We start from the raw sequence: 13,325 nt of genomic DNA, 5'->3' as shown, positions 1-13,325 counted from the left end.
CATTCACCAGAACAGTAACTGCTTTTCCGTCAACCATCACTCGACTCATAGTGTCAACTATGTACCGACTGAGGACATTGTGCGCCCGAAAGGATTCGAACCTCCAACCTTCTGATCCGTAGTCAGATGCTCTATCCGTTGAGCTACGGGCGCGTCCCATTGCCTTGAACTCCGTAACCGGTGTTCCCTGCAACGCTGATTAACTATACTCACACTTTAACAAACTAACAAAACCGCTGGTTGTTGTAGATTTTTCCGCGATTTTAAGCACTATTCATACGTTCTTTAGAAAGCGCTCTTGCTTCAATCCAAATACAAAGTCCAGCTTCCCCAACGATCGAGGGAGAAGCTGGACTTTATCTTCATGCCGCATGAGTGGCTCGGGTACGGCAGTTAGAGCACTAACCCGAATACAGGTACTGCGATGAAGTATGCAGCAAGGGTAATCAGGACCAATGCAATGAGGTTGAGCCAGACGCCACCCTTGATCATTTCGCCAATGGTGACATAACCAGAACCAAAGGCAATTGCGTTTGGCGGGGTTGCCACAGGCATCATAAACGCACAGGTAGCAGCCAGAGCCACTGGAATGGTCAGCAGCAAGACGTTTGCTTCACCATTAGCAGTCAGACCGATACCAACGGCCACACCGCCCATAATCGGCAGGAAGGTCGCTGCTGTTGCCGTGTTAGACGTAAATTCCGTCAAGATGAGAACCAAGGCGGCAACAGAGCCCATGAGCAAGAAGATAGGCAGGGCACCCAGTCCCTTCGCGACCTCACCAATCCACAGGGAAAGGCCGGAAGCGGTGAACATCGCTGATAGCGAGAGGCCGCCACCAAACAACAGCAGAACATCCCATGGAAGTTCATTAGCAGTCTTCCAGTCCAGCAGACGCACACCGGTCTTGCGGTCCGCGGGAAGAATGAACATCAACAAGCCTGCAGTCATACCCACGATGGCGTCGTCATAAGGGAAATCCCAACCCATAGTGTCCATAAGCAATGGCACTGCAACCCAGGTGAAGGCTGCGAGCAGGAAGATGATACCGACCTGAATTTGTGGACTAGTCCACTTACCCAGCTTCGTAATCTCATCATCAATAAGTTCTTTACCACCGGGAATGTGGTCCATCTCAGGCTTGAATACGGTAACCAGCACCAACCAAGCAATTACGGTGAAAATGATAGCCACTGGCATACCTACCATCATCCACTGGCCAAAGCCAATGGTGATGCCGTGAGCTTCTTGCATATAACCAGCCAGTAGAGCATTTGGCGGAGTACCAATCAAGGTACCCAAGGAACCAATCGATGCTGAGTAGGCAATAGCCAGCATGAGTGAAGTAGCGAACTTCTTCTGGTTCTTCATGCCGCCAACGGTTTCAGCGGTTAATTGTAGAACGGATACACCAATCGGCAGCATAACCACAGCAGTTGCGGTGTTAGATACCCACATGGACATAAAGCCAGTGGCAATCATGAAACCTAATACCAAGCGCTTTGGTGAAGTACCAACGACCTTCACCACGTACAGCGCCAAACGGCGGTGCAGATTCCAGCGTTGCAGGCCAAGGGCGAGCAAGAAGCCACCCATAAACAGGAAAATAGTAGATGACGCATAAGGGCCGCCGACAGAAGAGAATTCTGCGACGCCGGTGATTGGGAAAATCACAATCGGAATCAACGCGGTTGCGGCCAGCGGAATTGCTTCAGTCATCCACCAGGCGCCCATAAGAACGGTGGTAGCGGCGACAATTCGCAGAGATTGGTGGCTGTATTCGGCTTCAGGGTCAGCACCCGTTGACTCCATGACGGTCTCAACGGAGTTGGACGGGAAGAATGCATAAACCAAGGCAGCTAGGATTAAACCGACGAAAAGGCCCGTTAATTGGCGGCGCCATTCCTTCGCCTTAAGCCCCTTGTCTTCTTCACCCGCCGCTTGGTGCGTCGATTCTTGTGTTACTGGGGTCGACATTGGATATACGTGCTCCTAAGTAGTCTCGGGCATCTTTCCATAAACCAAGACCCCAAGCGCCAATGTGGTGAAAATCGTCCAGAGTGGAAACGAAATTCTTACCAAATAGATGGCTGAAAGAGACTCCATTCACAGAAAGGGTGATAGGGACAACCTACAAAACTTCTTAACAAGAAAGGAATTCGCCCGCATTTTGATATCAAAAATACACCCAAATCACCCCCGAACGTCTAGGTAAATTACATAGCCGTAGTTCAGAGAATTTGGGTGTTTCTTTGCTAATAAAAGCCTTTACAAACCTAGCACCGACTTAGCAATCAGGAAATAGATAATAAGTCCCGTTGCATCACAGAAGGTCGAAATAAAGGGGTTAGAAAAGACCGCTGGGTCAGCACCGATAGCCTTGGCTAGAATCGGCATCAATCCGCCAACGGTTGCAGACATCGTACAGATCAAAAGCAAGGTCAGGCCGATAACTATGCCGATATCTAGGCCGTAGACAAAGGTGGCCAAAATAAAGCCCAAGGCGCCCAGCAGGCTGCCTAAAACCAATCCGACGCGTAGCTCGCGCCAGAGCACTTGCATGAAGTCTTTCGAGCGGACATCGCCAAGCGCTAAAGCACGCGTGACAGTCGTTGCAGCCTGGTTACCTGTATTGCCACCGGTACCAGTCAGCAGCGGGATAAACAGCGAAAGCACAACTGCCGCCGCGAGGGTGTCTTCGAAAGAATCCAAGACTTTAACCGTCAGCAACGCAGAGACAGCAAGTACTAAGAGCCAGACGATGCGCGAACGCACCAATTTCAGCAGCGGCGTAGACATATACGGCTGCTGCAGCGCCTCCGTGCCACCAGAGCGCGCCGAGTCCTCGGTATCTTCTTCCTCGACAATGTCTGCGGCGTCGTCCCACGTCAAAATACCGACAAGACGCGTGGATTCATCCACGATTGGCATCGCCAGAAAGTCCAGCGCCATAAACCAACGCGCGGTCTCTTCCGCATCATCATGCGCATAGGCAAAGACTGGGTCGCTCATTAAGTCTTCGACCAAGCGGTTGCCACGCGCGGTGAACAATGTACGGAAAGAAATCACACCCACCAGGCGGCGGTCTTTGCGCGTAACTGGCAGAGTGTAGATGGTCTCTAAATTATCGGCGGTTTCACGCACCCGCGCTAGGGCCTCATCCACGGTCATCTCGCGGTAGATTTCCGGTACTTGCGGGCTCATTCGCCTGCCGATGCTTCCCTTCGGATAGCCCAGCACCACGCCCGTGACGTCGCGTTCATCCTGGTCCAAAGAACGCAGCAAGCGGTCAGCAATCTCCGCAGGCAGCTCATCGAGCAACGAGACTCGGTCATCTGGGTCTAGTTCATCGAAGAATTCAAAGACTTCTGTATTACCCAGCTCATCAATGAGGTCTGCCTGATGCGCTGAGTCCAACGCATCAAAGACTTCAATGGAGCGCTGACGCGGCAACAGACGCAGCGCCAAAGCCGCGCGCACGGCATTATGGCGCTCGACGAGCGCGATGACATCTTTAATCGGCGTATCTGCCAGAAGTTTCTGTAATCGAGGTGCATCTTTCGGGTTGATGGACTTATCTGTCTTTAGCCAATCCTCTAGAACGTCTAGGGACTCTTTGGTCATATCACTCATACACACCTCCACAGACCGCATCATTCCCGCAGTCCCCACAGGCATTACAATCTTGCTACCTATAATTACTACGAGATGAGGGAACATTTTCTCAAGCTCTCCCTAGCTTAGACTCTCCGCCCGGGAATTTCCGAAAAGACGTTCGCGCACTTCATCGGCACATTTTAGCTAGGGAAGAGAAAGCAAATATTTTGCGCCACCACAACGCCTAAAATGGGTCATCCACGCCCCACGCGCAAAGGAGCCCCCACCATGCGCCGCCCACTCGCCATCATCGCCACTGCCGTACTCGCCGTCGCGCTCGCGTCCTGCTCCCCCAGCGAAGCCCCTTCCGAAGGCTCTCCTACCGAATGAGGCATCTCCCCCTCCAGCAGCGTCATCACTGCTGCTGTGGACGCGCTTGAACCACCGAGTGTCCCCGGCATGTATTGGTCTTATGAAGGTGACAGCAACTATGACCCTTGTGCGGATTTAAGCTATGCGCTCTTAGTGCAGCAACCACAAGGAAACGCACAGTTTGGCACCCAAATGTTGTTCTTTCACAAAGGTGAATACATAGGTATTGATTCCACGCACCCGCAGCAAGTCATGGATATTGAGGACCACGGCAATCGCCTCGTGGTGACGTACAAAAACTGGGAAGCTCTGGAAGAATCAGGCCTTCCAAATGCTGCGGCACCCGATTTCACCGCGACGGTGACCTTCTTCTGGGATAACCAGGCCAACCAGCTTGGCACCGAGGGAGAGTTCCCCAACCAGGGCCTCTAAGTAACTATAATCCAGCCGATGTACTGAATCTCCCGCCATACGCTGGAGCAATTGCTTATCGATGTCCCCTGCCACCACAACCTACCCCAAGCACAAAAAGAACGGCGCCCCCGCACCAAATTGGTGCTAGGAGCGCCGTTTAAAAATAGTCCAGCCGTTAGAAACGGACTAGAGGACTATTTACTCAGCGTCGCCGAAGATGCCGGAGGACAGGCCCTCGATAGCGCCGAAAGCGCCTTCCAGAACGCCGGTGAAGAGGTCAGCAACCTGGCCGAAAGCGGTGGTCAGTGCGGTTACGATGGTCTCGATCATAATGTGATCCTTTCAAAAGTTGAAAGCCCGCCGGATGACGAGCTCGTGAATACAGTACTACAGTATTCACCACTCACACCAGTAACTGCAACCCCGATGCGGCTCCCCTCAACGCTCTCCTTCAACGGGAGCCATATAAGGCCTGCTCATTAGGCTTAATTTAATCATTATCAATCTTAAAAGTATGCATAAAATATACAAAAGCGGCACTCCCTCACACCATAAAAGGTGCGGGAAGCGCCGCTTACTATTCTGACTTTGTAAAGTCGACCTTAAGTCAGGACGACAGAGTCAGATAGGATTTTTAGCCGAAGATGCCGGAGGACAGGCTCTCGATTGCGCCGAACAGGCCGTTTTCGCCGAAGAAGTTGCCAACCAGGGTAACAACCTGGCCAAAAGCGGTGCCCAGTGCGCCAACGATGGTATCGATCATGATGTGATCCTTTCAAGTAGATGTGAGTCCGCCTTGTGACGAACTTGTGTCCTCTAGTATTCACGACGTCCACTGAAATGCGCAACACGAGCCAGCTCGCACGTTGCCAGATTCTCAGCACAAGACCCGATCCGCAACAGTTGGAAGTCCGTGGTCATAAAGGGTTTTTCGGTGAGTAGATTAAATCCCAAATCTGCGCATTTTTAGACACGACAACTACCCCTTTCCGGGGGTGAGATCGCCAAAACCGTCGGAGAAACTTCCGACGCGCAGGGTGTGATTGGATGCAAGAATTCGTTATCCGCCAGACCATCTGCAGATACCGCTTCAGTAGAACGCATCCACTTCAACATAGAGCACTAATTCTGCAGCGCTCTTTATTACTTTCATAATGATAGAACAAGGGCGATCGCTTTGCAAGACTCCCACGTTACAAAGATCCCGATTTTTGTGAATTAATGGACAAAGCCGCCAAAAAACGTAACGTCAGTGAGCTATGGGCGATAAAACACTTTCCCCGAGTCGGTGTTTCTCGCCGCGCATATTATCGTCGCTAGCGCTGAAGTACTCATCGTTAATAAAGGAAACCCCTGCTTTCGCAGGGGTTTCTCTCGAGCGGAGACGAGAGGATTTGAACCTCCGGCCCTCCGTTAGAAGGGCAACTCATTAGCAGTGAGCCCCATTCGGCCGCTCTGGCACGTCTCCAGCTTTGCCTATAAACAGGCGAGGATTAGCTTACCTGCCACTTAGCCCGCGCGCCAAATAGGGTGGCACATGGGTTAGTTCGAGGTCCACGGCATAAGGAAAAACTCACTTATACTTTTCTTATATGAGCACTTTGTGGAATTTTGCCCTGAACGTAATCGCCATTGCCGCCGGCTTGTGGGTGGTCGTGGAATTCATCCCAGGAATTGAACTAACAGCTGCACAAGGTCAGGAACTAACGGCCTTTTTAGTGTTGGCGGTAGTCTTTGTCATCGTTAACGCCGTGGTTGCACCAATCCTCCGCGTCGTTGGGTTGCCGCTGACGTGTATCACCTTGGGACTATTTGCCCTGGTTATCAACGGCATCGTATTACTTCTAGCAGAGTGGCTATTTAACCTGCTGGGTTTCCAAGACTCGCAGTTTCACGTCGACGGACTCTGGCCAGCCATTCTGGGTGCAATCGTGCTGGGAATTATCTCCGGCATTGTTAACTTCTTCACCAGTCCTCTACGCGCCCGGTCTTAACCTCCTGCAAAAGGCGGAAGTACATCCACGCGAGAAACTCCACTCAGCGGGGTTTCGGCGGTGCTGGTCTTACCGTCTAGTAGAAATGAGCAGCGCTCGAGTACCTCTGCCATGGAAGTTCCAGCGCCAGTGGTGCCGGTAAAGGTAGTGGATAGAAACTGTAGAAGATCGCCCAACGTAGCCGGGACCTCTGCGTCTACCAGGCTGGTGTGGGTACAACCTGCGGCGTCCCGGGCAGCGGCGAAAAAGTGCACGTCAACCATGATTCTTATCCTACAATGTATTTATGACTTCCCCGGAATCTCATCTTCAACGAATCCGCCAACTGGTCGCTGATCATTATGAACGCAGAACCGAACAGATTCCGACAGAAAAATCCCTCGGGCGCATAACAAGCGCTGACATTATCGCGGCTTTTGACTCCCCACGCTTTGATAATTCGCAGATGGATGGCTACGCCGTGCCCACCGCAGATGGCGGCGCTTTCGAGGTCGCAGCTACTATCCCGGCGGGTACATCGCCAGAGCTATTAGCTGGCAAAGCTGCCCCGATTATGACTGGAGCCGCAGTACCTGCTGATGCAGCAGCAATTATTCCGGTGGAAAAGGCTACTCCGGCGGAGTTCCTTGAGCCCGGTGAAACCATTTCTCTTCCAGCAACTGAGCCTGGTCAGTTTATTCGTGTTCACGGTTGCGATGTCGCTGCAGGAAGCACAATTATTTCAGCAGGCACCACCATTAGCGCGGCCGCGATAGCAACCATGGCTTCCCAGTCCATCGTGGAAGTAGAAGTATTTAGCCCGGCGCGCATTCTCATTTGCACAGGTGGTGCAGAAATTCAGGCATCTGAGTTAGCGGATACACAGGATACCGCCACTATTCCCGACGCAAATGCGCCGATGCTTCGCGCGCTGGCCCATGCCGCCGGTATCGAAGTAGTTGGTCACGTATCCACCAATGATGATCCCTCGGCCTTGAAAGCTGCCCTGGCTGCCGCGATTGAGAAGTTCCAGCCAGATGTTGTCGTCACTTCGGGTGGAATTAGTGCTGGCAAGTTCGAAGTTGTCCGCCAGGTACTGGAATCGTCTAGCGCTGCTAAAGATTCTCCTGCAACAGCATGGTTTGGTCATGTGGATCAGCAACCGGGCGGCCCGCAGGGTTGTGCGGTGTTTAATAGCGTTCCCGTTATCTGCTTGCCTGGTAATCCGGTGTCGACGTTAGTGAGCTTCCGGTTATTCGTCGCCCCAGTCTTAGGCCACGTTCCAGCGGATTCGTGGGCGCAGCTTGCCGAGGCAACCACTGGTATTGCTGGGCGCGATCAGTTCCGCAGAGGCCGCGTGGAATACCGTTCCGATGGCGCGACGGTAGCGCATATTATCGGCGGGCCAGGCTCACACCTGATTACGCAAGCTGTCGAAGCCACGCACCTCATCCGCATTCCTGCCGGGGCCCAGCTTGATGCAGGCAGCGTCGTGCAGGTCTATAGCCTGTAGCCCCATAGCTTTAATTAGGGAGAACCCATGTCACGAACTGGATTGGTCATTGTTTCCTCCACGCGGGCTGCTGCCGGCGAATATGAGGATCGTTCAGGTCCCATCGCCGTGGAGTTTCTGCGCAGTCAGGGACTAAAGACCCCTGATCCGATTGTCGTTGCTGATGCCGATATTTTTACCGCCGTGGAGCAGGCTTTGGGTTCAGGCGATGCGCCAGCTGTCTTATTAACCTCAGGCGGAACTGGGATTAGTCCCGATGACCTAACAGTTGAAACAATTAGGAAGCATCTGGATAAAGAGATGCCTGGTATCGCCGTAGCATTCTGGAACAAGGGTTTAGAAAAGCTTCCTACCGCGGCTTTATCTAGGTGTATCGCGGGTGTTGCAGGTTCGACTTTTGTGATGACTTTGCCGGGCTCAACCGGTGGGGTAAAAGATGGTTGTGCGGTGCTAGAGGAAATCTTGGGCCACATCATCAACACGATGGAAGGAAATAATGACCACTAATCACGATCCGGCTTTTGACCCAGCCTATGTGCATGAGCAAACAGGCAAGGTCATCGGAGCATTGATGATGGAAGAACCTATTGAAAATGCTGCAGCGCAAGCGCGCGCAGATGTTGTCACCGATGCCATGGGTGCGGTGGTCACCTTTGATGGTGTTGTGCGCGATCATGATGGTGGCCAGGGCGTAAGCAAATTGATCTATTCCTCACATCCCACAGCGCAGCAGGAAATAGAAGCGGTTGCCGCTCGTATTAGTGCGCAGCACCCACATGTTCGTTTGTGGTGTGCGCACCGCACCGGCGCCTTAGATATTGGCGATTTAGCTTTTATGGTCATTGCTGCAGCAGCGCACCGCCGTGAAGCTTTTGCGGCTGCCGCGGAGCTAGCTGATGCGGTCAAAGCAGAAGTACCTATTTGGAAAGAACAAGAGCTTTCACAAGGCGGCACCCAGTGGGTGGGATTGGAATGACAGAGTTTTCACCACAGGAAATTTCCCGTTACCGCCGGCAACTATCTTTGGCTGGGTTCGGAAGAGACGCGCAGGCTAAGCTTCGCGATGCCCACGTCGCCGTCATCGGCGCTGGTGGCCTTGGCTCCCCTGCTTTGTTGTATCTCGCGGGCGCAGGCGTTGGAAAAATCACCATCTTCGATTCGGATACGGTCGACGTCTCTAATCTGCACCGCCAAGTCATTCACACCACTGACAAGATTGGCGTCAACAAAGCCGAATCAGCACGCCAGCAGATGACGGCTCTTAATCCGGAATTCACTGTAGAAGTGGTTACCCAACGCTTGGATGAGAACAACATCTTAGGACACCTGCGCGGGGCCGATGTGGTTTTGGATGGCACAGATAACTTCGCCACCCGCTACAACGCATCCTGGGCTTGCGCAATTTTAGGTATTCCGCACGTGTGGGCTTCCATTTTGGGATTCGATGCCCAGCTCACCGTCTTCTATGCCGACAACGGCCCTATATATGAAGACCTCTTCCCTATCCCGCCCGCAGCAGGTTCGGTACCGTCGTGCTCACAAGCCGGGGTACTCGGCCCCACAGTGGGCATTGTGGGCTCTTCTATGGCGCTTGAAGCAATGAAGCTAATTACAGGTGTTGGAACTCCGCTGATCGGCAAGATTGCTTACTTCACGGCACTCGAAGGCACGTGGGAATACATCCCACTAATCGGCAACCCGGAAGTTACCGAACGTGTGCGCACCACGGGTCCAACCCAAGGCGCAGAAGCTTTCGAAGAACCACCGGTAGATAATGCAGTGCCTACGGTTGCTGAAGTTGATGGGATTCCGGACAACGCGCTAATCATCGATGTGCGGAATCCAGATGAAGTCGAAATGTTTGCCATCCCCCGTTCTGTTAAATTTCCGCTTCCGCGGTTAGTCGATGGTGAAACTCCCGAAGAGATTGCTTCGGCCCAAGCGAAATCACTCCCAGTAGTTGTCCACTGCGCCGGCGGTATTCGTTCTGCTCGCGCAGTCGAGATACTCAACCAGCGCGGGTTTACCGAGGGTATCTACTCACTGCGCGGTGGCATCGATGCCTGGCTAGATAAGCAGTAGAAACGGATCTTAGGAATTCCTAGTGGAGGGAGTGCTCAACTCCGCCTCCGATACCTGCGCGGAAGTTTCTTGCTCCTCAGCTTTTACTGCAGATAGTTCCCGACGACGCAGCGTTAGGTGCTGGTACGCGCTGACCGCAAGCCCGATGAGGACTAATACATAGATAACCCAAGTAATTGGGCTGCTCACCAGAATGGAAGGGTCTCCCTCCGAGACTGCAAGCGCACGGCGCAGCTCCGTTTCTGCCAGCGGACCAAGTACTACTGCAATGAGAACTGGGGCAACTGGAATATTAAAGCGGCGCATCATGAATCCGAGCAAGCCCAAGCCAAGTACCAGCCAGAGGTCAAATACCGAAGAACTTACACTGTATACACCGAGCATCGATAACACCGTGATCCCCGCATAGAGGTATGGGCGCGGAATATTGAGCAACTTTGCCCACATAGGCGCAAACGACCAGTTCAGCACCAGCAAGATGACGAGGCCGATAAACAAAGACGCGAGCAAAGTCCACACCATGTCACCACTGCGCTCAAAGAGTAATGGGCCAGGCTGCATGCCATACTGCTGGAATGCACCAAGCATGATCGCTGCGGTTGCGGAGACAGGCAAGCCAAGCGCGAGCAGCGCGCCCATCGCGGTACCTGCGGTCGCATTGCCAGCTGCTTCTGGCGCGGCAAGTCCCTTAATAGAACCCGTGTTTCCAAATTCCTTATCACCTTTGCGCTTCGCCAACTGCTTTTCCAGTCCATATGCCAGAAATGTTGGAATTTCGGCTCCGCCAGCGGGAATCAGACCAAATGGAGCACCAAAGCCGGTACCACGCAACCAGGCTGGAATCGCGTCTCGGAAGTCTTTCTTCGTAAGTCGTGCAAATCCTTTGGGCTGAATCATGGTTGGCATCTCCTCGCGATGAATGCGAGAAGCAACACGAAATACCTCGCCAAGTGCCAGCAGACCAACGGTAATGATGATGATCGAGATGCCATCGAAAAGCTGCGCGGAACCGAATGTTAAACGCGAGGTGCCACTCGGTCCGTCAATACCAACGATGACCAGAGCAAGACCAATAGCGAGAGCTGCGATGCCACGGAATACAGATTCGGCAACAACGGCTGAAATTGCTAGAAATGCGCCAACCGCAAGAGCAAAGTATTCCGCTGGGCCAAACTGAGTGGCCAATTGGACCAGGACTGGAGCAAAGAATACAACCAGGATAGTGGCGATAAGGCCTCCGGTAAAAGCACCAATCGCTGCCGTAGCTAACGCTTTCGCAGCTTGACCATTACTGGCCATGCGGTGTCCTTCAAAGGTAGATGCAATCGCAGATGAGTTACCCGGAGTATTAAGCAGGATGCCCGCGGTAGAGTCGCCAAACAATCCACCGAAGTAAATACCGGCGAACATAATAAAAGCTGCAGTCGGATCAAGTGCGAAAGTCACCGGCATCAACAGAGCAACGGCCATGGCAGAGCCCAAACCTGGGAGCACACCCACCGCGGTACCTAGCAGTGCACCAATAAATACGTAGAGCAGATTAATAGGGATGAAGGCATTGGAAAAGCCGTCAAAGAGAAGCACTAGTTGTTCCATTACAGGAGTCCTTCCAAAAAGCCTGGAGGAAGCGGCAGACCCAATCCCTCATTGAATGCCAATTGAATAACCGAGGCGAAAAGTAAGGCGACGCCTAGGTCAATCCATGTGTTTTTAGATCCGAGCGCGCGGACCACCACAAAAAAGAGCATCGTCGCGCTCAATACCCAGCCCAGCGGGTTGAGAATCACAATGAATGCAGCCATGGCCGCGATAAGCGTGCCCACAGTTTTCCAGTCGGAATACGTAGCCCATTTATCCGAGTACTCGCTATACCGACGACGCACACGTTCTTCCTGTGCATTGCCCAAGTCCTTGAGCATCGCCGCCGAAAAGTTGCCACGCCCAGGATGTGGCTGACCATCGGGAAGGGTTGGATTACGGATGGTAGAGATCGCAATTGCACCAGCAGAAATATAAAGCAAAAGGGAAATAACGATCGGGAAAAACTGCGGACCAGGGCGCGAATCGCCGAGCACTTCCATGGTTAATCCGCCGATCAGCAATGTCGTCGCCAGAACCACCAAAAGGAGCACAAACCAGAGTTCTCCGCGGCCTGCCAACCAACCCCACCGAGACTTGGTGCCTTTCACCACTTCTTCGTGGCCAGTCGAGATTGCCGCAACTTCTTGTTCCATCAACGCCGATGTCTCGCTTGACACAGATGCGGAAGGTGGTGTCGAAGCCTGAGTTGAAGATGATGTTGTCATAGTCCGAGCTCCTTTACTATTTCACGAGCAGTGGCGATTTCTTCCTCGAGGAAATCTTCAAATTCTTCGTCGATCTGATACGCCGCTACCCAGCTATTACGTTTAACGGCATCTGCCCAGTCCTGCGTAGCTTGCATTTCATCGACGATGGCGGCATATTCAGCGCGAGCTTCCTCAGAGATGCCCGGCGGGGCAACAATGCCACGCCAGTTCGACATTGAGATGTCGAGGCCTTGTTCTTTGAAAGTGGGAATATCGACACCGGGAAGACGCTCCTCCGAAGAAATCGCCAGTGCTCGGAGGTTTCCAGCTTCTATTTGGTCAGCAACTTCGTTGTATCCGGACATTCCAGCGGCGGTGGTATGCGCCAGCAGGGAGTTCAAAGCTTCGCCGCCGCCTGAGTAAGCGATGTAGTTTAATTTGCGGGGACTCATTCCGAGCTCCTTCGCCATAAGCCCGCCGAGCAGGTGATCTATCGAGCCAAGCGAACCACCACCGATTGAAGTACCACCGGGGTCTTGCTCAAAAGCTGCGATGAAGTCATCCAAGGTTTGGAATTCCGAGTCCATCGGAACCACTAAAACCGCATAGTCATCAGCTAAGCCTGCAATGGGTGTGACATCGTCAAACGACTCTGGGTTATCTGCTAATTCGATGGCTCCGACCATGACACCGCCGGTAACCATCAGCATGTCTTGCCTTCCTTCTTCCTCGACAAACTGGCTTAGGCCAATGGTGCCGCCAGCACCCGGGATATTGACAACCTGCGGGTTTGCGACAATACCGTTTTGGCGAAGAACGGCTTGGGACTCTCGAGCGAATCCGTCCCAACCGCCACCTGGGGCCGCCGGGGCAAGGATCGTCATCGCACTCCTAGCGGCACTGACCCCGCCACTCGCTGCTGCACTGATGAAAGCCATAGCTGCAACTATGAGCACTCCTACTGCAAAAATAGCGAGCTTAATTCGTTTAGTCACCGCTTCTTCCCCTTTGCATCAGGTACATGGTGAACCACTTTCTTATTGATTGACTTTGGGCTGGATACAGTTGTACACGATGATTTGAATC

14 protein-coding genes and 2 tRNA genes are annotated in these 13,325 nt (G+C 52.9%); 6 read left to right on the top strand and 10 right to left on the bottom strand.

From position 1 onward, the window contains the following. Nucleotides 1-80 precede the first annotated feature (80 nt). The 3 genes from C5Y44_RS09970 to mgtE form a co-directional block, all read right to left on the bottom strand. Nucleotides 81-153, bottom strand: a tRNA-Arg gene (locus tag C5Y44_RS09970). A 240-nt stretch (nucleotides 154-393) separates the two neighbouring features. Beyond that, nucleotides 394-1,977 carry a DASS family sodium-coupled anion symporter gene (locus C5Y44_RS09965; RefSeq protein ID WP_105324806.1) on the bottom strand — a complete coding sequence of 528 codons (1,584 nt, stop codon included), beginning with the start codon at nucleotides 1,975-1,977 and terminating at the stop codon, nucleotides 394-396. A 291-nt stretch (nucleotides 1,978-2,268) separates the two neighbouring features. Further along, nucleotides 2,269-3,633: a magnesium transporter gene (gene mgtE / locus C5Y44_RS09960; RefSeq protein ID WP_105324805.1), complete on the bottom strand. Its 1,365-nt coding sequence runs from the start codon at nucleotides 3,631-3,633 to the stop codon at nucleotides 2,269-2,271. Between the two features lie 390 nt (nucleotides 3,634-4,023). Between mgtE and C5Y44_RS09955 the strand changes: the two genes are divergently transcribed. Then, complete coding sequence (locus C5Y44_RS09955) at nucleotides 4,024-4,401, top strand: LppP/LprE family lipoprotein (protein WP_105324804.1); 378 nt, start codon at nucleotides 4,024-4,026, stop codon at nucleotides 4,399-4,401. A 180-nt stretch (nucleotides 4,402-4,581) separates the two neighbouring features. Here the strand turns inward: C5Y44_RS09955 and C5Y44_RS13565 are convergent, their stop codons facing one another. The 3 genes from C5Y44_RS13565 to C5Y44_RS09950 form a co-directional block, all read right to left on the bottom strand. Further along, nucleotides 4,582-4,713: a hypothetical protein gene (locus C5Y44_RS13565; protein ID WP_255411990.1), complete on the bottom strand. Its 132-nt coding sequence runs from the start codon at nucleotides 4,711-4,713 to the stop codon at nucleotides 4,582-4,584. 304 nt (nucleotides 4,714-5,017) lie between these two features. Beyond that, on the bottom strand, nucleotides 5,018-5,146 hold the full coding sequence (locus C5Y44_RS13560) for a hypothetical protein (RefSeq protein ID WP_255411989.1): 129 nt from the start codon (nucleotides 5,144-5,146) through the stop codon (nucleotides 5,018-5,020). Nucleotides 5,147-5,762: 616 nt separating this feature from the next. Then, nucleotides 5,763-5,851: transfer RNA gene (locus C5Y44_RS09950), tRNA-Ser, on the bottom strand. Between the two features lie 124 nt (nucleotides 5,852-5,975). Between C5Y44_RS09950 and C5Y44_RS09945 the strand changes: the two genes are divergently transcribed. Then, on the top strand, nucleotides 5,976-6,377 hold the full coding sequence (locus C5Y44_RS09945; protein WP_105324803.1) for a phage holin family protein: 402 nt from the start codon (nucleotides 5,976-5,978) through the stop codon (nucleotides 6,375-6,377). Here C5Y44_RS09945 and C5Y44_RS09940 read toward each other — a convergent pair. Continuing rightward, nucleotides 6,374-6,640, bottom strand: a complete 267-nt coding sequence (locus C5Y44_RS09940; RefSeq protein WP_105324802.1) for a MoaD/ThiS family protein — start codon at nucleotides 6,638-6,640, stop codon at nucleotides 6,374-6,376. The genes C5Y44_RS09945 and C5Y44_RS09940 overlap by 4 nt on opposite strands. A gap of 23 nt (nucleotides 6,641-6,663) precedes the next feature. Here C5Y44_RS09940 and C5Y44_RS09935 point away from each other — a divergent pair, with 23 nt between their 5' ends. The 4 genes from C5Y44_RS09935 to C5Y44_RS09920 are packed head-to-tail and all read left to right on the top strand — an operon-like array spanning nucleotide 6,664 to nucleotide 9,951. Then, nucleotides 6,664-7,869 (top strand): molybdopterin molybdotransferase MoeA, encoded by a 1,206-nt coding sequence (locus C5Y44_RS09935; protein WP_105324801.1) that lies wholly within the window; start codon nucleotides 6,664-6,666, stop codon nucleotides 7,867-7,869. 27 nt (nucleotides 7,870-7,896) lie between these two features. After that, entirely contained in the window at nucleotides 7,897-8,376 is a 480-nt protein-coding gene (locus C5Y44_RS09930) for a MogA/MoaB family molybdenum cofactor biosynthesis protein (RefSeq protein WP_105324800.1), read from the top strand. Then, entirely contained in the window at nucleotides 8,366-8,845 is a 480-nt protein-coding gene (locus C5Y44_RS09925) for a molybdenum cofactor biosynthesis protein MoaE (RefSeq protein WP_105324799.1), read from the top strand. Before C5Y44_RS09930 ends, C5Y44_RS09925 begins: the two co-directional genes overlap by 11 nt. After that, the gene (locus C5Y44_RS09920; RefSeq protein ID WP_105324798.1) at nucleotides 8,842-9,951 is read left to right on the top strand and encodes a ThiF family adenylyltransferase; all 1,110 of its coding nucleotides are present in this window, start codon (nucleotides 8,842-8,844) and stop codon (nucleotides 9,949-9,951) included. Before C5Y44_RS09925 ends, C5Y44_RS09920 begins: the two co-directional genes overlap by 4 nt. Before the next feature lie 9 nt (nucleotides 9,952-9,960). Here C5Y44_RS09920 and C5Y44_RS09915 read toward each other — a convergent pair whose 3' ends face one another. From C5Y44_RS09915 to C5Y44_RS09905, 3 genes are read right to left on the bottom strand one after another with little or no spacing between them, the layout of a single operon-like run. After that, on the bottom strand, nucleotides 9,961-11,547 hold the full coding sequence (locus C5Y44_RS09915) for a tripartite tricarboxylate transporter permease (protein WP_105324797.1): 1,587 nt from the start codon (nucleotides 11,545-11,547) through the stop codon (nucleotides 9,961-9,963). Next, a complete protein-coding gene (locus C5Y44_RS09910) occupies nucleotides 11,547-12,257 on the bottom strand; it encodes a tripartite tricarboxylate transporter TctB family protein (protein ID WP_105324796.1) in 711 nt (236 codons plus the stop codon). Before C5Y44_RS09910 ends, C5Y44_RS09915 begins: the two co-directional genes overlap by 1 nt. Further along, nucleotides 12,254-13,234 (bottom strand): tripartite tricarboxylate transporter substrate binding protein, encoded by a 981-nt coding sequence (locus C5Y44_RS09905; RefSeq protein ID WP_233189947.1) that lies wholly within the window; start codon nucleotides 13,232-13,234, stop codon nucleotides 12,254-12,256. Before C5Y44_RS09905 ends, C5Y44_RS09910 begins: the two co-directional genes overlap by 4 nt. Between the last annotated feature and the right edge of the window lie 91 nt (nucleotides 13,235-13,325).

The sequence above is a fragment of the Corynebacterium sp. J010B-136 genome (assembly GCF_002967075.1).
GTDB lineage: Bacteria > Actinomycetota > Actinomycetes > Mycobacteriales > Mycobacteriaceae > Corynebacterium.
Note: the sequence above shows the minus strand (reverse complement) of the source record. Positions and strands in the feature narration are given on the sequence as shown.